General features: G+C 54.8%; 20 protein-coding genes. 11 read left to right on the top strand and 9 right to left on the bottom strand.

All coding sequences use genetic code 11. The annotated features are described in order from the left end of the window. Position 1: 1 nt before the first annotated feature. Entirely contained in the window at positions 2 to 208 is a 207-nt protein-coding gene (locus DYY88_RS23260) for a hypothetical protein (RefSeq protein WP_039727303.1), read from the bottom strand. A 127-nt stretch (positions 209 to 335) separates the two neighbouring features. After that, positions 336 to 2,039 carry a mechanosensitive ion channel gene (locus DYY88_RS23255; protein WP_063776181.1) on the bottom strand — a complete coding sequence of 568 codons (1,704 nt, stop codon included), beginning with the start codon at positions 2,037 to 2,039 and terminating at the stop codon, positions 336 to 338. A gap of 452 nt (positions 2,040 to 2,491) precedes the next feature. Between DYY88_RS23255 and DYY88_RS23250 the strand changes: the two genes are divergently transcribed. The 3 genes from DYY88_RS23250 to DYY88_RS23240 all read left to right on the top strand — a co-directional run bounded on the left by DYY88_RS23250 (position 2,492) and on the right by DYY88_RS23240 (position 4,519). Beyond that, positions 2,492 to 2,959, top strand: a complete 468-nt coding sequence (locus DYY88_RS23250; RefSeq protein ID WP_039727301.1) for an SRPBCC family protein — start codon at positions 2,492 to 2,494, stop codon at positions 2,957 to 2,959. Positions 2,960 to 3,302: 343 nt separating this feature from the next. Further along, positions 3,303 to 3,794, top strand: coding sequence for a Crp/Fnr family transcriptional regulator (locus DYY88_RS23245; RefSeq protein ID WP_302849267.1), 492 nt, complete (start codon positions 3,303 to 3,305; stop codon positions 3,792 to 3,794). A gap of 98 nt (positions 3,795 to 3,892) precedes the next feature. Further along, the gene (locus DYY88_RS23240) at positions 3,893 to 4,519 is read left to right on the top strand and encodes a TenA family protein (RefSeq protein ID WP_039727300.1); all 627 of its coding nucleotides are present in this window, start codon (positions 3,893 to 3,895) and stop codon (positions 4,517 to 4,519) included. Between the two features lie 249 nt (positions 4,520 to 4,768). Here DYY88_RS23240 and DYY88_RS23235 read toward each other — a convergent pair whose 3' ends face one another. Both DYY88_RS23235 and DYY88_RS23230 read right to left on the bottom strand, forming a co-directional pair. Continuing rightward, positions 4,769 to 5,590, bottom strand: a complete 822-nt coding sequence (locus DYY88_RS23235; RefSeq protein ID WP_039727299.1) for a tetratricopeptide repeat protein — start codon at positions 5,588 to 5,590, stop codon at positions 4,769 to 4,771. Between the two features lie 2 nt (positions 5,591 to 5,592). Continuing rightward, positions 5,593 to 6,402: an RMD1 family protein gene (locus DYY88_RS23230; RefSeq protein ID WP_039727298.1), complete on the bottom strand. Its 810-nt coding sequence runs from the start codon at positions 6,400 to 6,402 to the stop codon at positions 5,593 to 5,595. 107 nt (positions 6,403 to 6,509) lie between these two features. Between DYY88_RS23230 and DYY88_RS23225 the strand changes: the two genes are divergently transcribed. Next, a complete protein-coding gene (locus DYY88_RS23225; protein WP_039727297.1) occupies positions 6,510 to 7,055 on the top strand; it encodes a cyclic nucleotide-binding domain-containing protein in 546 nt (181 codons plus the stop codon). Between the two features lie 179 nt (positions 7,056 to 7,234). On the opposite strand, the gene DYY88_RS23220 is transcribed toward DYY88_RS23225, so the two are convergent. Together DYY88_RS23220 and DYY88_RS23215 are read right to left on the bottom strand one after the other, a co-directional pair. Beyond that, a complete protein-coding gene (locus DYY88_RS23220; RefSeq protein WP_130199576.1) occupies positions 7,235 to 11,413 on the bottom strand; it encodes a TIR domain-containing protein in 4,179 nt (1,392 codons plus the stop codon). Between the two features lie 199 nt (positions 11,414 to 11,612). Continuing rightward, positions 11,613 to 12,893, bottom strand: coding sequence for a DUF4912 domain-containing protein (locus tag DYY88_RS23215; RefSeq protein WP_039727296.1), 1,281 nt, complete (start codon positions 12,891 to 12,893; stop codon positions 11,613 to 11,615). A gap of 355 nt (positions 12,894 to 13,248) precedes the next feature. Here DYY88_RS23215 and DYY88_RS23210 point away from each other — a divergent pair, with 355 nt between their 5' ends. After that, positions 13,249 to 14,034, top strand: a complete 786-nt coding sequence (locus tag DYY88_RS23210) for an LmeA family phospholipid-binding protein (protein ID WP_130199575.1) — start codon at positions 13,249 to 13,251, stop codon at positions 14,032 to 14,034. Positions 14,035 to 14,189: 155 nt separating this feature from the next. On the opposite strand, the gene DYY88_RS23205 is transcribed toward DYY88_RS23210, so the two are convergent. Next, positions 14,190 to 15,188, bottom strand: coding sequence for a phosphoribulokinase (locus DYY88_RS23205; RefSeq protein WP_039727294.1), 999 nt, complete (start codon positions 15,186 to 15,188; stop codon positions 14,190 to 14,192). A gap of 887 nt (positions 15,189 to 16,075) precedes the next feature. Between DYY88_RS23205 and cpcD/petH the strand changes: the two genes are divergently transcribed. The 3 genes from cpcD/petH (at position 16,076) to prmC (ending at position 19,723) form a co-directional block, all read left to right on the top strand. Next, positions 16,076 to 17,284 (top strand): bifunctional rod-capping linker CpcD/ferredoxin--NADP reductase PetH, encoded by a 1,209-nt coding sequence (gene cpcD/petH / locus DYY88_RS23200; protein ID WP_039727293.1) that lies wholly within the window; start codon positions 16,076 to 16,078, stop codon positions 17,282 to 17,284. Between the two features lie 157 nt (positions 17,285 to 17,441). Next, positions 17,442 to 18,761, top strand: coding sequence for a homoserine dehydrogenase (locus tag DYY88_RS23195; protein WP_039727292.1), 1,320 nt, complete (start codon positions 17,442 to 17,444; stop codon positions 18,759 to 18,761). A gap of 50 nt (positions 18,762 to 18,811) precedes the next feature. After that, the gene (prmC, locus tag DYY88_RS23190; RefSeq protein WP_039727290.1) at positions 18,812 to 19,723 is read left to right on the top strand and encodes a peptide chain release factor N(5)-glutamine methyltransferase; all 912 of its coding nucleotides are present in this window, start codon (positions 18,812 to 18,814) and stop codon (positions 19,721 to 19,723) included. A 28-nt stretch (positions 19,724 to 19,751) separates the two neighbouring features. Here prmC and csaB read toward each other — a convergent pair whose 3' ends face one another. Next, positions 19,752 to 20,837 (bottom strand): polysaccharide pyruvyl transferase CsaB, encoded by a 1,086-nt coding sequence (gene csaB, locus DYY88_RS23185; protein ID WP_039727289.1) that lies wholly within the window; start codon positions 20,835 to 20,837, stop codon positions 19,752 to 19,754. A 215-nt stretch (positions 20,838 to 21,052) separates the two neighbouring features. On the opposite strand from csaB, the gene DYY88_RS23180 reads away from it, so the two are divergent. Then, positions 21,053 to 21,370 carry a DUF2499 domain-containing protein gene (locus tag DYY88_RS23180; RefSeq protein ID WP_039727288.1) on the top strand — a complete coding sequence of 106 codons (318 nt, stop codon included), beginning with the start codon at positions 21,053 to 21,055 and terminating at the stop codon, positions 21,368 to 21,370. Between the two features lie 68 nt (positions 21,371 to 21,438). After that, on the top strand, positions 21,439 to 21,750 hold the full coding sequence (locus tag DYY88_RS23175) for a DUF3593 domain-containing protein (protein WP_039727287.1): 312 nt from the start codon (positions 21,439 to 21,441) through the stop codon (positions 21,748 to 21,750). A gap of 40 nt (positions 21,751 to 21,790) precedes the next feature. Here the strand turns inward: DYY88_RS23175 and DYY88_RS23170 are convergent, their stop codons facing one another. Continuing rightward, positions 21,791 to 22,165: a VOC family protein gene (locus tag DYY88_RS23170; RefSeq protein ID WP_039727285.1), complete on the bottom strand. Its 375-nt coding sequence runs from the start codon at positions 22,163 to 22,165 to the stop codon at positions 21,791 to 21,793. A 255-nt stretch (positions 22,166 to 22,420) separates the two neighbouring features. Between DYY88_RS23170 and DYY88_RS23165 the strand changes: the two genes are divergently transcribed. Further along, on the top strand, positions 22,421 to 23,500 hold the full coding sequence (locus DYY88_RS23165) for a class I fructose-bisphosphate aldolase (protein WP_039727284.1): 1,080 nt from the start codon (positions 22,421 to 22,423) through the stop codon (positions 23,498 to 23,500). The last annotated feature ends 13 nt before the right edge of the window (positions 23,501 to 23,513 follow it).

Raw genomic sequence — 23,513 nt, 5'->3', positions numbered from 1 at the left:
GTCAAAATACCTCATCTTCGCGACCGACCCACCATTCTCCCAAATCCATCAGCGCCTGGTGTAACCCGGTCAGTTCTTGCAAATATATGTCCGGCGGCATCTCAGTTTGGCGTTCTTTGAGCTTTTGTAACCGCCACTGAATCAACAGCCACGGCTTCGAGATGCCGTCGGTGTGTTCAATATATCGAGCAATTTCACTACTATCCATCGGCCCAGCGGGTGTGCGATCTCGAATCAATGTGTTGTTCACTATAGCGGCCCCCTTTAGACAATGCACCCCGGCTGGTATACCAACCGGGGTGCAGAGCAGCACAAACTTGAACGGATCAGCAGAATTAACGCTGTTTAAAGGCGTTCAACCATTCGCGAATCTGCTCAGAGGCAATGTCGCGGCCACCGAGACCAAAGGCGATCGCGATCGCCACAGCCACAGCGCCCAACAGCAAACCAAACGCCAGATTCACAATGTCAGTAGCGACCCCCATTTGCTGGAGACCCATCGCCGTGACCAGAGCAATCAACGCAATGCGCGCCGACTGCGCCAAAATATTGGCCTGAGCACCGCCCATGTTACGAATGAGCCGGAACGCCAGGTTGGCAAAGTAAAGCCCCACAGCAAACACCACTACGCCACTCAGCACTCTCGCCGAGATCCGCAAGATGGCTCGGACGATTGTGGACAAAGTCTCAAACCCGAGAATTTCGGTTGCCGTAATCGCGCCAAAGAGCACGATCGCCACCAGCGCAATCAGACCAACCACTTCAGAAGGCGAAGTCGTAGCGGTCTGGACGCGAGTCGCCGGTTGACCTTCAGCATCAATGTTGTCCACACGAGACTGCGGGGTATTCAGCTCGGGCAGACCCAAAATACCGAGAATATTGTCAAACCCAGCACTGCGGAGTAGACCCACCACTAAATCAGAGACAAATTGACCGACCACATAGGCCACTGCCAATACGACGCCTGCCATGATGATCCGCGGAATGGAATCCAAGATCAGTTCCAGCATGGAAATGGCTGGCCCAGAGATGGCATCAATGTTGAGCTCATTCAGCGCCGCAACAACCGCTGGGATCAAAATCAGCACAAACACAATGGTGCCAGCCAGCTGAGACAAGGAGAGCCCTTCTTCAGCGCTGCCCATGGCAGAGGGAGGCGGGGGCGGTGTGCCAGGGGCTGACGTTGTGGGAGCCGCCCCACCCGATAGGCCAAACCGGGCACCAATTTGGTCAGCTTGGGTCGCCTGCAACAGGTTGGTCACAATCTTGCGCACGATGCGGGCAATAAACCAGCCCACCACCAAGATGACACCAGCGGTCAAAATACGGGGAATCGCTTGCAGGAAGTCGTTGATCAGCTCTTCGACGGGGGCGAGCAGACCCGGCAAGTTCAGCGCACTCAAAATGAGCGGCACAAACAACAAGAAAATGAACCAGTAAAGAATGCTGCCAACGGACTCATTGACAACGATGGGGCTACCATCCTGGCCCATCTCTTCGGATAAGCGATCGTCGAGGTTGAACCGTGACAACCCTTGAGTCACGAGCACTTTAACAATGGTGGCCGTCGCCCAGGCGACTGCCAACAACACGGCAGCACCGCCAATGCGAGGCAGGTACTGAAAGATCTGTTGCAAAAAGTCGTTGAGCGGTTCTGACACCACCTCAAGCTCTAGAGCATTGAGGAAGGCCACCAACGTAAAGGTCAGGATGATCCAGTAAACGGCAGTTGCCGCCCACGCTTCGATCGGCACATCCCGATTGGGATCTTGCCCCATCACCATGTTGGTGAGGCGATCATCCAGCGTGGTTCGATTTAGAATTCCCTTGGTGATCGAGGCGGCGATCGTGGCCACAATCCAACCGGCAATCAAAATAATGATTGCCCAAATCAAGCTAGGTAAGAATGAGCCGAGGGTCGTGCTCATCTCGCTAATGAAAGCTTCGAAGGGAGCCATGTCCACTTGGGCAATGGCGGTGGGTATCTCCAGGGGGGGAGATGCCCCATGTACAGGTGAGAAATTAAGACTGACTGTCATGGTTCCTGAGATACGATTTTTCGCTTATTCGTTCTGCTTAGGGCGACATAACACGGAATTACGCCCCCATATACTCCATTGAGCTTACTTATGGAGCTATATTTACGTGAAACTACGATAAACACAAGTCAAGATCGTTTTTTTTATAATGAGAGGCTATCAACTTTCGAAAAACCTATCGGAAGTCATAGTGCAATCCTCAAATTCGGCGTGGCAGAAACGGCATCTTAGAGCAACAGCGACTTTGATGCCGATTGTCTGGGATGCTCAGCAGGCGCTTTTGCAGTATCGGTCAGCCAAAATTTGGCATTTCTTCGAAGAAACTTGATCGATACTCACTCGCCTACCTCGTCAGCCAAATGTAGGATGCGGCTACGCTCGTGTTGTTGGGGCTAAGCCACCGGTCAGGAGAGGGCTAAACATGCTGAATTGATGAGGTTTACTGGGTCTTTATGGCACATTCAGAACAAGTTTTTGAGCAATCCATTCAAGTGGCGACGAATGCGACGCTAGTTGAGCACTGTGTGACCGATCTCGCCCTCATGCATCAGTGGCTCAATCCGGCCCTGCGTTGCGAGCCGATGGGCGACACTTGGGATACTGAATTGGGCGGCAAGAGTCAGTTCATCATTCAATTGCCTGTGTGGCAGCCAACGCTCATCAGCACGGTGGTAGAACGCGCACCGGGATTGATTGTGTGGGAGTTTGAGGGCTTTTTTGAGGGGCGCGATCGCTGGGAATGTCAGCCCAATGAGCGCGGCACCTTGCTGCTAAATCGGTTTCAGTTTGCCGTACCCAATCCCATCGTCGCCTTTGGTTTCAATACGTTTGCGGCCAAGCTGACTAAGCAAGATATGGAGGCTCAATTGCGGCGGTTGAAGCAAGTTGCCGAAAGACAAGCCGTGCTGCAACGCCAGTAAGCTAGATCGATCAGAGAGTGGGCCGCGATCGCTCGTTCTCCAGAGTAGAGCTCCCTGAAGCGCAAAGTCGCCAACTTCAGGCAATGCAGGCCATCTTGACCAATGTTTGGCACCGCAGACAAATTTCGCCACAGAGTTCAGGATTCTGACGTATCCTTGATGGTCAAATGCCGGTTCCTTAAAGATTCTCCCCGGCGCCAAGGTCGGCTGAGTAACCGTTGTTATGCTTGGGGTGAATGTTTGACTTTGTATGCTGACGAGTGTTGACCGCTTACTGTTTGTTCGAGAAGTCCCGATCTTCAACGAGTTAAGGGATGACTTTTTGATCAGACTGGTGTCGATCATGGATGAGATCTCGTTTCCTGAGCGACACACCATTTTGACTGAGGGCCATGAAGGACGGGCGCTCTACATTGTGGTGAAAGGACAGGTCAAAGTGCATCGCAAAGATGGTCAAACCTTAGCTGAGCTAGATGCGGGCGCGTGTTTTGGGGAAATGTCGCTATTTGATGCGGAGCCGCGATCAGCCTCGGTCACCACGTTAGAAGAATGTGATTGCCTGATTCTCACGCAGAACCAACTTTACGAAGCGATCGATGAAACACCGGGGATCGCCATCAATATCATTCGCTTGCTATCTCGCCGCATTCGTGAATTGAACAAAGACCTGCAAGACAAACGACAGGCGGCGCAGGAACCCCCTCGCCAACCAGACTTTATGTATGGCAGTGAAGCGCAGGATATGCCGTTATCCGCTGCGGCGATGGCCGACAATGGCGCATATGCCCTGGTGGATGAGAATGCGGGCTTTCCCTACGGCAGCTTTCCGCATTAACGCGATCGCGTTGGTAATCGCTCTGTTGAAGCAGATTTGGGTAGAGCTCATGCCCCCACTTCGGTTACAAGAGAGAGGTTGCTTACATTGACTTTGTAATGACTTTGTCTCAGCGCCTTTGGCAAGCCAACCAAGATTTAGCCCAGGCTTGCCTGACTCATCCCTTTGTCCAGGGAATCTATGACGGCACCTTGCCACGAGACACCTTTGCCTATTACGTGGGGCAAGATGCCTTCTTTCTCGAAGCGTTTGCGCGGGCCTACAGCGTGGCGGCGGCTAAGGCACCGGATTGGCCAGGATTCATGACCTTTCATGAGCTAGCTGGAGGCGTATTGCATGAGCTCAAACTGCACGGCCACTATGCCAAAGCGTGGGGGGTGGATTTGTCCGCAGTGCACCCTGGCGGCGCGACACGGCGCTATACCGACTTTTTGTTAGCGACGGCTTGGCAGCAAACAGCGGGTCTCACGGCGATCGCGATGTCGCCCTGTATGCGTTTATATGCGTTCATCGGCCAATCGCTCGCCAGTCAGGGCATTCCGACTCATGAGTATGGTGACTGGGTCCGGACCTATAGCAGCCAAGACTTTGAGCCCCTGGCAGCGCAGCTCGAGACTTTGGTTGATCAATACAGTCCCGACAATGAGCTCGCAGCAGAAACGTTTCGCTATGCGATGCAGTGTGAATATGACTTTTTTGATGCGGCGTGGCAAGTGGGGGAGTAGCAGAGTGTGAGGGTGGCAGGGTGAAGTGGGTGAGTGGGTGTGAGCGCGGCAGGGGCATAGCGGTAAAGAAGGATTGAGTTAGAAGTCGGCAGAGCTGGCAGCCTCTAAACCTTAGGTCTCAGCGATTTAGCATTCTCAGGGTTGCCGCCGTAAGGGCTACGCTGCTAACAGCAGTCTCTTTCGCTGACTTGCAGCGGTTCCAGGCACCCAGCGACCCAATCACCCTCTGACCCAGCCGCCCAACCACGGCTAATAAAGGGTCTGCATCAGTTGTTTGCGGTAGGTCTGGGTCAAGGGGTGGTCGTTGCCCAACAGGTTGAATAAGGTCAGCATGGATTTGCGGCCAGCATCGGCGCGATATTTGCGATCGCACTGCACCAGCGCCAAAAATTGCGCCAGCCCCGCTTCATAGTCACCCGCGATCGCCGCTTTTGCTCCGGCCAGATACAGCTCATCCGCTTCACTGTCAGGGCTTAGCTCCGCCACCGTTTGATGAAATTCCATCAGCGATCGCACGGCTTGGGCTTGGTCACCATAGGGCTTTTGTAGCGGGTCGATACGGTCTAGCAGGGCGATCGCTTCGTCAAACTCCTTTTGGCTGAGGTAAAACTGTGCGGCATCGAGCAGCAATTGAGGGCGATCGGGATACTGTCGCAACAGCTCCGCGTATTTCTCTTGTAGTTGCCTCCGATCTCCGGTCGTGCGAATCGTCGCCAACTCGGCCAACGCTTCCTCAAACTGGGACTTGAGATTGAGCTGTTCTAAAAACGATCGCAGTTGGCCCTCGTCCAACATGCCAACAAATCCGTTGAACATCTCTCCCTTCACCGCCACCTTGACATCAGGCACTCCCTCCACGTGATAAATCCGCGCCAGCTCGGGACTTTGGTCAATATCCACCTTCGCCAGCGTAAACTCGTACTCCTGAGTCAGCTTTTCCAACAAAGGTTTCAACATTTGGCAGGGGCCACACCACTGGGCATAAAAATCGATCACCACTGGCATTTGATACGACTGCTCTAGCACCGCCTCTTCAAAGGTCGGGCTCGTCACTTCGACAATGGCCCCCATAGTTATCCTCCTGTCAGGGATTTATTCATCATTATCAGCTCATAAACCGATAACAGAACTTCAATCACAATTAAGATCACGACATACCATTCCAGCCGCAGGCCCGTATTTTGTTGCTGAATGTCCAGCGCGGTCTCAGCCGTACGCGACACCAGATCCAGCTTGCGGTCTAGAGATGAGTGCCGTTCCCGAATTTCATACTCATCCTCAACTCGGGCATAAAACCGATCCAGTTCGGGATATTCCCACAGCAGTTCCGGCTTATCGACGATTTCCACCCGACCCACAATTTTGTGATGGATGAGCAATGAGTTGCCAATTTGATTGAGCAAAATCTTGGCCCCGTGGCGGGGCGACTTGGGCTGCTGGAGGCTAGCCGCAAAGGGTTCAATCAAATCAAAGACTTGCGCCGTTTCGGCCTCATACTGATCCAGCACCACGCTCTTGGCTAAGACATGAGCCACCAGTTGCAATACGGGAACATCAAACTGCGGCACCAAAATCACCCCGCCTTCGACTTTGCCTTCATTAACCGGGGCCTGACGAATTAGCACGTCTTCTGTCTCAGGTTTGTCAAACGGGCTTACAATCAGTCCTTGAATATCGTTCAAAAACTTAGCTTCCTCAATGCCAGAAAAGCCGAATAAGACCGCCACTCCATAATCAAATAAGACGACACAATTGTCGTCACCACTATGAATTGTCAGGGGATCTACCGCCAGCGGGGCCGTTTGAGTAAAGGGTTGTAAGTCAACTTTTTGCCCAAGGAAATAGGCTCGGACTTCTACCGCATCGATATCTGTAAACAACACTGCAACTCGTTATTAACCGTAAGTATCTCGTCCCACATCTTGTACCTGCTGCTGCGAAGCAATTAGCCGTTAAGCGACGATCAATCCACTTAGGACAGATTTAAGCCATGGAACGCATTCTATTTATATTAGGCATCTTGGAAGACGAAGATGTGGATTGGCTAGTGACTGCAGGAACCCGACGTGAACTCGCCGATGGTGAAGTCTTGATTCGTGAAGGGGAATTGATTGACGCGATCTACCTGATCTTGACAGGGCAGTTTTTGGTGTCGCTAGACCATTCTCCCAAGGCTTACATCGCGCGTCTGTCGAGCGGTGAGGTGATGGGCGAAATGTCATTTGTCGATCATTTGCCACCGTCGGCGACGGTGACTGCGAGTGAACCGTCGGTGGTGCTCATGGTGGAGCGATCGGTGCTAAACCGCAAGCTTGATCAGGATATTGGCTTTGCGAAACGCTGGTATCAATCTCTAGCAACCCTGTTGTCGATTCGTCTGAGGGGCACGGTCAAGCATTTGGAGGCGGAATTTTGGGAGCCCACCGAACTCAATCAAGCGCTGCTGTCGTCGGATATGGCAGACAACATGAAGCTCGGTGGTATTCGGTTTGATTGGTTGATGCGTCGCCTGCGAGATACGGAACCGGGGATCTGATCAGGCTCGCCTGCAATCGGTTGGCGAGATTTTACCGAGAAGGCCATCGAGCCGCTGACTGATACCCAGTTTGGTTAGCAAAACCTGTTCCCCCTTAAACATTGCCTGGATTGGTTCGACGGGCTGAGTGCGGATACAGGATGACCGGGTTGGCGACTGAGCAATCCCGGCCTGCTAAGTTAAGGCGCGGCCCGATCGCATAACGTCCGATCTTGATCGTCTACATCGGCACTGTGGGCTAAGTATCCCCGAATCCAATCGCAGCCATAGGTCAGGGGATCAATATCCCCCGCTTCCTCCAGATTCCATAAAATGACACGGGTGTCCCAACTGGCGGAGGCGAGGGTCTGACCATCGGGACTGAACTGAATCCCCTCGACGGCCGCCTGGTGTCCCCGGAAAGTTTTTAATAACATGCCGTCCACCGACCAGAGGCGAACCGTGCGATCGTTGCCCCCTGAGGCTAAGGTCTGCCCATCCGGGCTAAAGGCGACTCGCCACACCCAGTCTTCATGCCCAGTGAGCGTTTGTAGTAATTCACCGTCCCGATTCCACAGACGAATGGTGCGATCGGCCCCGGCAGAAGCCAGCATCTGACCATCGGGACTAAATGCGGTGCTGTAGACCGGTCCCTCATGGCCGATCAGTTCTTGCACCAAGTTGCCCGCGCGATCCCAAATGCGGACGACGTGATCTTCAAACGCCACGGCAATGAATTGGCCGTCGGGGCTAAAGCTGAGCCCATCCGCCGCGCCATAGTTTTCGCCCACCCCCATCACCGCCACGCTTTCGCCGGTACGCTGCCAGATGCGCACGGTGCCGTCTTCACTGCAAGAGGCCAGCAATTGGCCATCGGGACTGAAACGCACCCCCAGTACCCAGTTGTCGTGGCCCTCAAAGGTTTGCTGCAAGTTGCCAGCTAAATCCCAGAGCTTGATCGTCGTATCCCAGCTGGCGGTGGCGATCGCCTGACTATCGGGACTAAAGGCCACCTGTTCAATCCCGCTGGTGTGGGCTTTAATTTGCTGGCGCAAGCTGCCATCGCGCTCCCACAGCCAGACGGTGCCATCTCCTACGGCGGAGGCAATTAATTGGTTGTTAGGGCTCATCGCCACATCCCACACCTCGGTCGAATGGCCCTCTAAGGTGGTGAATAAGTCGCTCAAGCGCCAGAGGGTGACCAAGTTATCGCCCCCCCCGGAAGCAATGGTTTGGCCATCGGGACTCATGCTGACCGACCAGACCCAATCTTCGTGACCGCGAAAGATGGCGATGGGGGTACCATCCCGCCGCCACAGCCGCACGGTATGGTCGGCCCCACCCGATACGATGTACTGCCCATCAGGGCTGAAAGCGATCCCTTCCACATCATCGCGATGGCCCTCCATGGTTTTGATCAGGGTGCCGTCGAGGCTCCACAGTTTGATGGTGCCATCGGCGCCCACGGACGCGATCGTTTGACCATCAGGGCTAAAGGCGACATTCCACACTGGGCCAGTATGCCCCTTCAAAACGGCCACTTTTTCTCCCGTCCGGTTCCAGATGGTCACCAGGCCATCGGTGGTGGTGGCCGCCACCTGGCGACTGTCAGGACTAAAGGCCACTGAGACGACGTAGCCTTTATTTTGATCAAACACGCCCATGGGCTCACCCGCTGCCGTCCACAAACGCAGAGTTTGATCCACACTGACGGACGCAATGACCCGACCATCGGGACTGTAGGCTACCCCCGCCACAATATCTTCATGACCGCTCAGGGTGCGCACCAGGGTGCCGTCGGTATCCCAAATGCGGACTTGGTGATCGGCCCCACCGGACACGAGGTGCTGCTCATCGGGGCTAAAGGCCAAGCCCCAGACGCCCCGGTCATGGGCGGCCAGGGTATGCAGCAGTTTGCCGTCGGCTTGCCAAATTTTGATCACTCCCGCTTTGTCGCCACTGGCCAACTGTTGTCCGTTGGGACTAAAAGCGGTGGCGACCACCCAGTCTTCGTGGCCGACCAGTTGGTTGGTGGCTCGCACACCGTAGATGGCTTGTTGCAGCACTTCATCGGCGGCAGCGGCCAAGTCGGGATGCTCACCCCGCAGTTGGCTGAGCTGGTTTTGGGCGCGAATGGCTTCAACGATCGCTTGCAGTTTGCGATTGGAGGCAAATAAAGCGGCGCTGGATTTGGTGGTGGCAACGAGTTCGTTGATTAACGAACGGTGATACTGCCTCCAGGTCGAGAAACTGAGCCCACAGGCGATCGCAAACCCGACACTCACCGCCCCCAAAAAGAATTTTTGCACCCGTGCACTGCGCTGTTCGGCGCTCAGCCGGGCCTCCGCTTCCTGAGCCCGTTCTTGCTGGAGGCGCAATATTTTTTCCTGACGCTCTTTTTCGGCCTGCTCTGCCGCTGCCACCACGGCCCGGCTTTCCTGACAAAAAGTTTTTTGGAGTGCACTAGGAACCGGGAGCTTGTGGAGTGCGATCGCCTGCTGCAACCACCCCTCCGCCACGGCCAATTCATTGCCCCGCAGCAGCATATCGTTGGGGCGGCCCTCGGCCTCCCATTCCAGGGAGCGGTTTAGCCATTTTGTGTGCCCCCGGATATGGTCGCGATCGCGGTCTAAGGTGCGCACTAATTCACTGTATTTTTCGTAAAAGTCACTCCGATACGTCTGAAAATCAATCGCTTTTAGCGCTTGGATGGCCGGGGGCAAACTCGTCACCTCCACCGGCTGGAGCTGTACGGGAATGATCCGTTTGTCCAGGCTGGCAGCATAACTCAGCGACTTTAGGCAGCTCGTGAGGGCGATCGCCGCTGGGGAAACAATGAAGACAATGTTGTCTGCCTGCTCAATGCCCTCGTTCAGTTCCGCTTGGTAGTCGGCTGCCGCGTCGATACTTTCCTCATCAAACCAGGTACTTTTTCCCTGATTTTGTAGCGCCGCATTGAGTTGAGCCGCAAACTCGACATCCTCATCCGCATAGGCCAAAAAGACATCCAGGGTGAGATCTTCAGGCTGATTGCGGCTCGCCTCGATGAACTCCGTTTGCAAGCTGAGGGCGGGGGACTGCGATCGCTCCTGGGCGACCGCCAACCATCCCTCAAATTGACGGAGAGTATTGCCCCGCAGCAAGAGGCCGGGGGGACGGCTCTGGCGATCCCACTTGAGCGCTTGGGTCAGGGCAACTTTGTGGCGTTGGTAATAGCCCGCATCCGTTTGCAGAATGTTGAGCAACTGGCTGACCGCCGGTTCATCCCGTTGCGGCACCGGCGTCGCGGCGCTCCAGTGCGTCACATCGATATATTGCAACGACTGGATCGCTGCCCAGTCCTCGACCAACGGTTCCCCCGCCACGGGTTGATACAGCAGCGGCACAATCCGTTTGTGCAAGCTCAGAGCATATTGCACTTCGTGGTAACAATAAGCGGAGGCGATCGCCGCAGGCGACACCACCAACACCAGGGTGTCCGTGGCTTCGATGCCTCGATCAATCGCGCTTTGAAAGTCTTCCCCCGTCGTCAAGTCGGTGTAGTTAGTCCAGACGGTCAAGCCTTCCCGCATCAACAACTGCCGGACCTGCTCCGTCACCGCTTTGTCTTCGTCTGCATAGGACAAAAAGGCCGCTGTCATGCCGCCCTGCGCCTGTTTAATGCTGGCGGTGATGTATTCGCAATGCAACACCGTTGGCTCACAAGGGGGCTGGCGGTCAGAAAAGCGCTGATGTAGCCAGCTTTCAGCCTGCGATCGCTGCTCCGAAGTCAGCAAAAACGGGGTCTGCCGCTGGTGCGCTTCCCAGGTCAGAGCCGCTTGCAGCAGCATCGTGTGGTGATGGACGTAGTCGCGATCGCGGGCAAAAATCGCCAGCAGTCCCTGAAAAGAGGCCTCAAAATCATCCAGGTCTTCCCGCATGTACACCCAATTAATTTTGCCAATCTCTGGCGGCATGTTGGGAAAGCTGGCGTGTTTGCCTGCAGCGGTGTACTCATCCCATTCGGCATCCGTGCCCGTGGGATATCGCTGCTGCCACAGCTCTCGGTCAATCGCTTCGACATGCAATACCGGAATGATGCGCTTGCCCCGTTGCAGGGCCAGTTCCACTTCTAAGCGGCAATAGGGTGAGTTAATGGCATGGGGCGAAATAATGAAGAGAAAGTTGTCCGCCTTTTCAATGCCGTCATCAATTTGCTTTTGATAGTCCACCCCTAATGGAATGTCGTCAAAATCAAACCACACCTCCAACCCCTCGGCAACGAGGCGATCGTTCAACCGCTTGGCAAACTGCTTACTATCGGCCCGTCCATAGGAAATGAAGACATCTTGTAGCGGATTCATAATGTGGACACTGCGGGTAGATGATGCTTCAGGCATGCATCCCGACGAAACACACCCCTGATACTGTTCAGGTTGCCCCGAGAGCAACAGCGACACGCGATCGTTGCGTTTCGTTGAAGTTCAGCGCTCCCCTCGCCGCCTGCGACCAGCCACAATATCAGCCACAAAAAAAGAGCGCTGCTTAGCAACGCTCTCAGGATTCAACTAATTTGGTTAACGGGTTTGAGCCAGCGAGCTAGCTCATCCACTCTTGCACCGCTTCTTCCTTCGTGTTGGTGCGGCGGTAGGGCGTCTCCCGGTTGAACTTCATGTGAATGGCGCGGTTTTGCTCACCATCAGCGGCGACCGCAAAGATGGGGTAGTCAATCAAGCCATCCTGGAAGGACATTTGGAACCGGAACGTGCCGTCAGGATTGAGTTTGATCGGCTTACCGCCAATGGTGACGGTCGCATCGGGCTCAGTTGCGCCGTACACAATCAGCTCAGCATCCGCGACCAACCAGAACTGACGGGGACGAATCGGCGGTGCCGAAGCAGAGAAACCGACGCCCGACATGTTGAGGCCAATGCCTGACATATTGAGACCAATGCCCGAAGTGGTTGGCAGCGCTGTGGTGGGCACTTCGCCGCCCCACATGCCCATCCCTGAGGCCAACACGTAAGAGCTGGTCGGCAGCGCAAACGAGCTGATCATCGAGCCAGGAACATGCTGCATCGAGCCAAAGAGAGAACCCGCCACCCGCTGGGCTTCGGCGGACTCGGCCATGCCGAAGATTTCATCATAAATTTGGTTGCCCGCACCCGTCTCGACCCGACGATTCGGATGGGTCAGGGTCGCAATCTGGCCGCCCCGCAGATCTTGATCCCAGCCCACGGTGGCAAAGTGATCTTCGATCCAGTCGGAGGGGTATACCGGGGGAATGTGAACCGGGGCAGAACGGGCCAGCAGCAGCCAGCGACCGTCGTTGCAAAGGTAGCCAATTTCAATGGCGTAGTCGCGATCGCTCACCGGAATGGGCAAATACCACTCCCGCGCCATCTCGTCACACTCGTACTGCTGCAAGCTATGGGGCGCTTGGTAGCCCATATCAATGTCGGTCACATCGTAAAAGCGCAATGCTAAACGTGCCCCCCCTTGGCGGCGCAGTTCCTCTTTGTGATCGTTGGGAATATCCCAATAGGCATAAGCCCATTGCGGATCACGGGGCATCAAGACGATGCGACTCTCGCCATAGCCGCTAGGCAGGTCAGGCAGCCCTTCATCCACGGAAGCCAAGGCTTCAGCCGGAATTGGCTCCGTCGCCGGCGCAAACTTCGATGCCTCAACCTCGGTCTGGCCTTCTACTGCTGCCGTTGGGGTCGGCATCGAGGAGGTCCGGCGGGTCTGAGCGGCCATGATGGCTTCGATCAGCTCAGATTTACGCATGCGGCTATAGCGAGAAACTTCGTATTCGCTAGCCACCTTGCGGAGCTGTCGAAGGGTCATATCCTCAAGTGCTGGAATCGACTCGGACATAAGATTCACTCCTCCTAAATTTGTAGGACTGCCGCCTCAATATTGCCGTCAACATTCAGCGGGGATCAAAATCACGATGCGGGGATCGAAATTTGGTGACACTATGACAGATCCAGCAGAATCAAATCAACCCTTGAAAGCCTTGACTAATGGCGTCTCCATGAAAGCAAGGCAGTTTCGGGGATCGTTATGTCATATTTTCATGACATTCTAGGATCAATCCCTTTTGTATGTCTATGTTTCCTGACATTTTGATCTCGCCCGCTCGTGCGATCGCAATTTTTGCCCGTCACAGCCTCCCCAACAACGTGGTTGAATGACGATGGATACAGTGTGTGAGTGAGGCATCATAGCGGTGGAAAAAGCGTCTTCGACCCAACCCCGTGGCAGTCGGATGATTAGTCGGGTGCTGCCCCCAGCCATTCGGTTCTGGCTCACAACACAGCTTGACCATGTGGAAAATCTGCAATTTGAGGTGCAGGGGCGCGATCGCGAAATTCTATCCGGCCACATCCCTGAAATCGCCCTCTCCGCCCAAAAGGCGATTTATCAAGGCATTCATCTCAGCCAAGCCACCGTCACCGCTTCTGGCATTCGCGTCAATTTAGGCCAGGTGATACGCCGTAAACCTTTGCGCTTGTTGGCCCCCTTCCCCATTCATGGAGCCGTCGAGCTGACCGAAGCTGATTTCAATGACTCGCTGCAATCCCCCCTCTTGGGGGAAGGACTCTATGACTTTTTGCAGCTACTGGCTCGTTCTCAGCCAGAAGCTGCCCCACTGCAAGCAGTCCTCGACTCGCTGCCCGATCGCACCGTGCATACTCACTACCAGGCCGAGGCTGCCATCCAAGCTGACCAAGTTATTCTACGGCTACAGCCCAAGGTCCCGACGGTGGCCGCGATCGCCATCAGCACGCAACTGTCGATTCGCGACGGTCATCGACTCTGTCTCGATAATCCCCACTGGCTCGCCGACGAGACCAGCACCGCCCCCACCAGCATCCCCTTGTCTGACCTGCACGGCTTTGAAATTGACCTGGGGGATGAAGTGACCCTGATCGATTGTCAGGTCGCCGATCAGAAACTCAAACTGTCGGGCACAGTCAGGGTCTTGCCAACGGAGCCCGAGACCGCTGACTAGACCGCAACTACCGTGCTTTGGCCAAGCCGCAACCGTAGTAGATCAGTGTGTGCTGGCCAGGTTTCTCACCCCGCACAAAAACAAAACGGGCGATGAGTGCTCCTCACCGCCCGTTTAATTTCTATTGAATTAGCGCGATCGCTCAATTGCTGGGTTTAACCCACCGCTTGGGGCGTTTTCGCAATGATCTTTTCATAGCTCTCGCGCATCTTCAGACCCACCAAGACTTGGAACAAACCACTGCCATTGTTGGAACCTGGATACTCACGGTGCTTAAGCAGCAACTCAGTCATCTCACCGTAATACTTAGTGGACGTATTGCTGAGGTGGCTTTCGACATAAATCAGTTCTTCCAAACGCTCAAACTGACCGTCAATTTCAAGCACCGACACTTCGTTACCGTAGTAGCTATCCGGACCATAGTGCATCCGAATGCCGGGATAGGAACAGGTCAACTTACGACCGCAAGGAATCCAGTCAATCGTGGAGCCTTCGTCAAACAGGTATACCGGGTCGAAGCCCTCAATGCCTTCTTTCTGCAACAGACGCACGCGCAAAATCTTCTTCTCTTCGTCGTTGGGAATCAGTTGCGTCGGCAAAATCTGAATCACCACATCGGCATACTGCTTTTGGATGTCGATATAGGCTTCGAAGTCAGGGCGGCGAGCATTGATGGAAGCAAGAACGTCCTCGTAGGTATGACCCCGCTCAGCCATGTCACGCTTGATCTTCCAAGCAATCTTGACATCGTCGTGAATATCGAGATACACGCTAAAGTCGAGGAGCTCACGCACCCGCTCATCATACATGGGGTGTAACCCTTCGACGACCACAATGTGATTGGGATCGACGCGCTCAGGAGGGTCAATTTCACCCGTCTCGTGGTTATAAATTGGCTTATCAATAGAGTTGCCCGCTTTCAGCGACTTGATTTGCTCGTACATCAAATCGAAGTTGTTGGCCTTCGGATTCAAAGCCGTAACACCAGCCGCTTTGCGCTGCTTTCGATCAAGGCTGTGATAGTCATCCAGACAGATGACGGTAATAAATTCCTCACCAAACAGGTCGGCAAGTCGTCTCAAAAACGTGGACTTACCACATCCAGAGTCGCCAGCAACCCCAATCAAAACCACGCGATCCGGCATACTTGTCATAGCTTTCCTCGAGCAACACAGAAAACAACTAAAATTGATAATTTAGATTTGATTTAGCACTGAGTGAAACAATGCGACAATCACTGTCGCCTGTTAGTGCTTCGATCCTTTAGCGTTACGAACATCAGAGATGAGATGTGTTGCGGCTGCTAACGCTGACTCATCGCTGCTCAGCTCGAAACATTTGATTATGTCAATAACCTGCGCCGAACTCACGACCTAAAGACCATGAATGCAGAACAGCTCAGGGGCAGAGACAACACGATGGAATAGATTCAATTAAGAAACCAGTCTCACAGAGATCCCCACCGTTGCATAAGCAAAAGTAGGCTCCACCATCAATATCTTCACTAAGACGCAATAGTATCAAATCGGTATCACTGCTCACAAGTGTATTTACTCAATTACAGCAATTCTTCCTCGGTGCTGGGGGCCAAGAGGCCGCTGCCTTAAACCCGTGTCATCAGATCATGAGACTGGGGTAGCACTAATGTGCTTGGTCAGGGGCGCGATCGCGACTAACTGAGTTGTCTAAAGGTCTGAGAGAGGCCACTGCTGCAGCGCAGCAAAGTGACTAACCCGCAGCATTAATGTTCCAAAAGCCTGTGATCGATCGAAAAATGCGATGAATAACACAATGCTGAAAGAAAAAACCTTTTACCTTATACATGGCAGGCAGTGCGCGATCGCCGTTAAAACGTCTTCCATTTTGGGTCTGACGGTGTCCCGTGAGTCCAAATTGGGAGAGCTTTCCGGTACAGTGATACGCTAGGGAAAATGATGCTTAGGCGAGCCTTGTCGATATTTGTGCCTACTTCTGTCATGGGTGGAACAGCAAAGCAGGCTTGCCGATGTAGACCGATTCTCGGAGTCATAACAGTCAGCAAATGTATAATCCAAGCGTGAGTGGCGGTAGTGCCACATCTGTATCAGGAAGTCGCTTATTTAGGTACGAAGTCAAGGGGCTACGGCAGAACGCTGAAACCGACAAGATGGATAATCCCATTCGTAAGAGCGGCAGCGTTTTTATTACCGTGCCCTACAGCCGGATGAATCAAGAGATGCAGCGCATTACCCGCATGGGTGGTGAGATTGTTAGCATCACGCCGGTAAATGAGGCCGATACGAATGGTCAGAGCGCGCCTGCTGCTACACAGCAAGACAATGGTAAGTCTATGACTCAAGCGACGCCCAAAGCCAAAAAGAAAGACGTTCCCGTTAACCTCTATAAGCCCAAAGATCCGCTCATCGCTAAGGTCATCTCGAATGAGCCTCTGGTCGGCGAAGGCGGTTCTGGGATTGTGCAGCACATCAAGATTGACCTGTCGGGTAGTGACTATCACTACGTCGAAGGTCAGAGTGCTGGCATCATCCCCGATGGCACCGATGAGAAAGGTAAGCCCCACAAACTGCGGCTGTATTCCATTGCATCGACCCAGCATGGCGATGACATGGATGACAAAACCGTTTCTCTCTGCGTTCGTCAGCTCGAGTATCAAGATCCCGAGAGTGGCGAAACCGTTTACGGTACTTGCTCTTCGTTCCTCTGCAATATCGAGCCCGGTGCCGAAGTTAAAGTGACTGGCCCGGTCGGGAAGGAAATGCTGCTGCCCGATGACGAAGACGCCAAAATCATCATGTTGGCAACTGGCACTGGCATTGCACCGTTCCGCGCGTACCTGTGGCGCATGTTTAAGGATGCTGAGCGGGAAGCCAATCCCGACTATCAGTTCCACGGTAAGGCTTGGTTGATCTTTGGGGTACCCTACACGGCCAACATTCTCTACAAAGAGGAGTTGGAAGAGCTACAGGCCAAGTATCCCGACAACTTTGAATTGACGTATGCCATTAGCCGTGAGCAACAAAATGCTGAAGGCGGCAAGATGTACATCCAAAACCGGGTGGCTGAAAATGCGGCTCGCATTTGGGAAATGATTCAAGATCCGAAGACCCATACTTATATGTGTGGTCTGAAGGGCATGGAAGACGGCATTGATGCCGCGATGGCCGCCGAAGCTGAGAAGAACGGTATCAATTGGGACGATTTCCGTAAGCAAATGAAGAAGGAGCATCGGTGGCACGTTGAGACCTACTAGGTCTATCCACCGTTCGACTACGGCCTTTAACTGAGGCATGTTGTTAGTCAATTCGCTCTTTTGTTTGGACCGGGGAGGTTTTTGGGCCTCTCCGGTTTTTGTTCGTAACGGCATCCCCTACCATTGGTAAAGGCTTTCAAAAAGGAATCAGCTAACGGTGACGGTAAAAGTAGGTCTATTGGGTTTAGGGACAGTCGGGATCGGCACGGCAAAAATTTTGCTCGATCCGGCAGAGCGGCACCCGCTAGTGAAAGCCGTGGAAATTTATCGGGTGGGGGTGCGATCGCTCGATAAACCCCGCGCGATTGAGTTGCCGAGAGACCGTTTAACGACCGACTTACAAGCGATTGTCACGGACCCCAATGTGGATGTGGTGGTGGAGCTGATTGGGGGCTTAGAGCCAGCGCGATCGCTGATTTTAGAAGCCATTCGCCAAGGCAAGCATGTGGTGACCGCCAACAAGGCCGTGATTGCCCGCTATGGCGACGAAATTTTTACAGCAGCGAACGAAGCGGGCGTCTATGTGTTGCTGGAGGCGGCAGTCGGGGGCGGCATTCCGGTAATTCAGCCGTTGAAGCAAGCGCTGGGAGTCAACCGCATTCAAGCGGTGACGGGCATTGTGAACGGCACGACCAACTATATTTTGACCCGGATGCAGGAGGAGGGTGGCGACTTTGAGGCCATTCTGGCCGATGCGCAAAAGCTGGGCTATGCCGAAGCCGACCCGACGGCAGATGTGGACGGTCTCGATGCTGCCGACAAGATTGCCATTCTGGCATCGCTGGCCTTTGGCGGACGCATCAAGCTAGAGGACGTGTTTTGCGAAGGCATTCGGCATGTGAGCGCCTCGGATATTGCCTATGCCGATCGCTTAGGCTTTGTGATTAAGCTGCTGGCGATCGCCCGCCGGGATACCTGCCCAATGTCGAATGAAGCGCTGGAGCAGCTACAACTACGGGTGCATCCAACATTGGTGCCCAAGCATCATCCCCTGGCTAGCGTCAACGATGTCTACAACGCCATCTTGGTGGAAGGTGATCCCATTGGTCAGGTGATGTTCTTTGGGCCGGGGGCTGGGGAAGGGCCCACCGCGAGTGCGGTGGTGTCCGACATTTTGAATATTGTGGGCACGCTGCAATCGCAAAGTGTAGCCGCCGCCTCTGAGCCGCAAAATCCGCTCTTGGCCTGCACGCACCAGCATTATTGCCAGGTGAGTCCCATGGCGGACATCGTGAGTCGCTTTTATGTGCGACTGTTGGCGAAAGATCAGGCTGGCGTCATTGGCCGCATCGGCACCTGCTTTGGCAATCACGAGGTCAGCATTGAATCGGTGGTGCAAATTGACGTGCATGGGGAGACGGCCGAGGTGGTCGTGGTCACCCATGAAGTGAAAGAGAGCAACTTTCAAGCGGCGTTGGCCGAACTGCGGGAGTTTGCCAATATTCAACAGGTGCCGAGCGTATTGCGGGTGCTGTGAGGGTGGCAGGGTATGAAGGTGGCAGGGTATGAGAGTCACAGGGTGTGAGGGTGGCGGCGTTTCCCTATCGGCTGAGCGGTCAGGACTTGTGGGCCTGGCGATCGCAGGCGCGGGCGCAAGCTCAAATCCACCAAATTGACCTGACCGAAGTGGATTGGTTGCTGCGCGGGTTGTGCCAAGTCGATAGTCTGGCGCTGCGGCTCGGGACTTTAGCGCAAGTTACCCAAGTGCCCTCGCGGGTTCTCCTGGCGGAACTTGAGGCTCGCTGGCAAAAACGTCTGAGTGATCGCGTACCCATTCAACATTTGGTGGGGGAGGTGGCTTGGCGCGATTTGTCCTTACGGGTGTCGCCAGCCGTCTTGATTCCCCGGCCCGAAACGGAATTGGTCATTGATGTAGTCATGGACTGGCTGGCACAAAACCCCCAAGCGACAGCTCTCAGCCAGGGTACTTGGGTAGATTTGGGCACTGGCAGCGGCGCGATCGCCCTGGGCCTCGCGCAGGCGTTGCCAAAAGCCAAGATTCTCGCGGTGGATGTGAGTGGTGCGGCGTTAGCGATCGCCCAACAAAATGCAGTGGACCATGGCCTGAGCGATCGCATCCAGTTTTTACAAGGAGAATGGTTTGAGCCTTTGTCAAAGTGGCACGGCCAATTAGCTGGCATCGTCTCCAACCCACCGTATATTCCCACGGCGGTGGTCTCAACGCTGGAACCCGAAGTCGCCCACCATGAACCGCATCTGGCTTTAGACGGGGGTGATGATGGCTTGGCAGCAATCCGGCACTTGGTCATCACGGCGCCGGACTATTTGGTCGCGGGTGGCCTGTGGCTGGTGGAGCATATGCAGGGACAATCGGCAGCGATTAGGGAACTGTTAAAGGCGACCCAACAATATCGAGAGATCCAGCCCGTGGCCGATTTGGCCAGGTGCGATCGCTTTGTCCAGGCCGTGCGACGTTGATCCCAGTTGTCCCTACCTGCAGGCTGAGCTATGAGTCGGCGAGAAATCGCTGCAGCATTTCTTGATGGATGAGGGCGCGATCGACCCGTGACTGAATCTGTTCTGGTGAAGCGGGCAGTCCATTCGCATAATGTTTTAACCAGGTCTGGGTCATCGCGGCGGCACTGTCGGGCCACGCCGCCAGCGCAAAGTCAGTCGGCATGACCGGATCAGTGACGGGAGCCATTTCCCAACCGGGCATGGCGAGGTCTTCGGCCAGATAGGTCACTTTGGGGTCATAGCTCAGGGCAAAGCAGCGGCAGCCCTCGGCAGCGGCCATGATCAGCGCATGGAGTCGCATGGCGATCGCCATTTCCACTCCGCGAAATACGCCTTTGAGCTGGCGGGGATCGGTCAACGACAGGATCTGATGCGGGCCGGGGAGTTGCGGCGCGATCGCCTCGGCAATGGCCAGATCATTACTGGCTTGAAACGGGACTAACAAAATGCTGGCATCTGTAGCGGTTTGAAAGTTCGCCAGGGCTTCGCCAAAATTAGCTAGGCGATCGGGCGTTAGCCAGGGGTGACTCCGCAATGAGACCGCGACGCGCGGGGCTGGAAAATCCGCCAGTCCGGGCACAGGGGTGGAACTCAACGCCCAGACCGGATCGGGAGAAAGCCAAGCCCGTACCCCCCAGTTAGCCGCCTGGGCTGCCGAAGCGCGATCGCGCACCGTCACCCCCGTACATTGGTGATAGGTTTTGTAGGCCAGTCGTCGTGCCCAGCCCCGCTGCAACGGCCCGATGCCCTGAGCCCAGGCGACCGTTTTGAGGCCGCGCAGCTGAGCCCACAGCATCAGCCCACCGTAGTAAATCGGATTCAGGGCACTGGTGGCATCTTGCATCAAACTACCGCCGCCCCAGATAAACCCCTCGGCGCCTTTAAACGCCGCCCAAATTCCCGCTAAAGACTTGCGGGGGTAAGCCTCGACGCCATGATCCCGTCGGGTAGCATCAGGATTGCCCGATAGCACGACCGGCGTCACGTGCGGCGGCAGCATTTGCAGCAGCGCCGCCAACAGGGCTTCATCGCCGCCGTTTCCCATGCCGTAATAACCACACAGTACAACTCTCATCCCCACTCCGTTGCCCCAAATGCCCCTCTTACCATACTGCTGAATTGGCCGCCTACAAGGAGCAAAAAAGCGACCCAACGGTTGGGAAACACGTCCGCTTGGGGGATGATGGGCAAGGGCGATCGCCCTTTTACTAGAAGGACAAGTTGGTGACTGCTAACGATGGCCGTGCTGAGCTTGTCTGCCCCCTGCTGTTATCTGCTGTTGCAAATTCTATGCATGCCCTCTCAATTCCCACCTGGGTGGTTCACATCACCAGCGTTGTTGAATGGATTGCCGCGATCTGGTTCATTTGGGTGTTTGCCGGGGTGACGGGCCACACGGCTTGGCGAGCGCTCTCCTTTGGCATGTTGCCCTCGTTGATCAGCGCGATGTGTGCCTGCACCTGGCACTTTTTTGATAATGCCGAGTCTCTGTCGTGGCTGGTGACGCTGCAAGCGGGCATGACAGTGGTGGGTAATTCCACCGCATGTCTCGCCGCCTGGTGGATTTGGCGGCAAGCTAAGACCTCACAAGATTCCGTAGAAGGTTAGTTGCAGAGCGGCGGCGAGCCCCTCCTCTGCAACCCGCCCCAGCAGCAGTATTCGTTTGGAGTAAGGCGATGGAAACGTTATTGGACAAGCAAAATTTGTTTGCCATGTCGCTGTTTCCCTATCTGGGATTTTTGTTTTTTGTGACGCGGTCAGGACAAACACCGCGTCTCGCCCTGGTGGGATTTTATTTTTTACTGGTGTTTGTCGTCATCACGATTCCCGCTGGCATTTATGCGCAACAGGCTTACGGCGCCGAACTCGCCAATGTCGATTGGCTGCATGGCTCGGCGGAGTCATTTTTGACGATTTCGAATATTTTGGTGGTGCTGGGCTTTCGGCAAGTGGTCGTGCAGCGCCAACGCGAAACCGCCCAAAAATAGAGCGTGTTCTCATGGCAGCTCGCCTTAACGAGGGGAACGGTTACGACGACTGATGCAAGATGAGGCGGTTGCCGTCGGGATCATAGGCGTAGACTTCGCGACCGTGGGAAGCTGTGGTGATGGCTTCCGGTGGGGCGTAGCCGAGGTGGGTGAGGTGGGCGATCGCCGCCTCCAGATTCGCCACTTCTAAACACAAACTCATGGCGGCGTGGTCGGGCTGAGCAAATTCGCTTTGGTGAGTGGCCTGCGGTTGAAAGAGGGCCAGTTTGAGACCGGCGATCGCAAACTCGGCATAGCGATCGGCCATCAAACTACTGGGTGGCGTTTGCAGCAGCGCCTCATAAAATTTCGTCAACTCGTTGAGACGGTTGGTGGCTAGAGCCACAAAGGCCGCGTGGCAAAAAGACTGTGACATTGTACAAATTTGGGGGCAGCCTCTCTAGGCTACCGATTGCCATCGGCGGCTGCATCTTGCCGATGATTCCACTGGCGACGGCTGGGCGACGGTCTCTATCGCTGGTTATGGGCCGAGATCTGTGGTCTGGGGGAAGCCGCTTCCCCAGCGGCCCCTTAGCCTAAAGATGAACAGTGAGTCTTGGCAGATTGCTAGGTCGCCTCGGATGGGCCGCAAGTCAGACTGGCTGAGGTTGCATATGGAGACAGAGAAGAAATGGTGGCGACTCCCGTAGCGCACACAATCGGTGACTATTTAGGTGATGAGGCGGACGATTTACTGAACCACACCGCGAAGGTTTCAAAAGCCTTGTTACACTTGCCAGGCTCTGACTGGGTGTCACGAATTTTTGCGCAGAGCGATCGCAATCCCCAAGTCCTCCGCAGCCTGCAACAGCTTTATGGCAGCGGCCGATTGGCGAATACTGGGTACTTGTCGATTTTGCCTGTCGATCAGGGCATCGAGCATTCCGCTGCGGCCTCTTTTGCGCCCAATCCCATTTACTTTGATCCCGAAAATATTATCGAGTTGGCGATCGCTGGAGGCTGTAATGCCGTTGCCACCACGGTAGGCGTCTTGGGCAGTGTGTCACGTCAATACGCCCACCGCATCCCCTTTATCGCCAAGCTCAATCACAGCGAACTTTTGACCTTTCCCAACACCAATGATCAGGTCATGTATGCCTCGGTCGAGCAAGCTTGGAACTTGGGAGCCGTGGCCGTGGGGGCGACGATTTACTTCGGATCCGAGCAGGCCACCCGACAGCTCCAAGAAGTGCGAGCAGCTTTTGCCCGCGCCCACGAACTGGGAATGGCGACGATTCTGTGGTGTTACCTACGCAACAGTGCCTTCAAGCAAGATCAGGATTATCACCTATCAGCTGATTTGACGGGACAGGCCAACCACCTGGGCACCACCATTGGAGCCGACATCATCAAGCAAAAGCTGCCGGAAAATAACGGCGGCTATCGAGCCGTGGCCCAAGCCACTGGGCAAAAGTTTGGCCGCACGGATGACCGGGTTTATTCCGACCTGACCAGCGACCATCCCATCGACTTAACCCGTTATCAAGTGCTGAATTGCTATGCGGGCCGAGCCGGACTCATCAACTCTGGCGGAGCCTCAGGCAAAAATGATTTTGCGGCAGCGATACGCACGGCGGTCATTAACAAGCGGGCGGGGGGCTGTGGCCTCATTTCCGGTCGCAAAACCTTTCAGCGCGACTTTGCCGAAGGGGTTAAGCTCTTTCACCTGATTCAAGACGTGTATTTGTCGGAGGAAATCACGATCGCTTGATTTCCCCCATCGC

This window comes from Leptolyngbya iicbica LK (assembly GCF_004212215.1).
GTDB lineage: Bacteria > Cyanobacteriota > Cyanobacteriia > Phormidesmidales > Phormidesmidaceae > Halomicronema > Halomicronema iicbica.
Note: the sequence above shows the minus strand (reverse complement) of the source record. Positions and strands in the feature narration are given on the sequence as shown.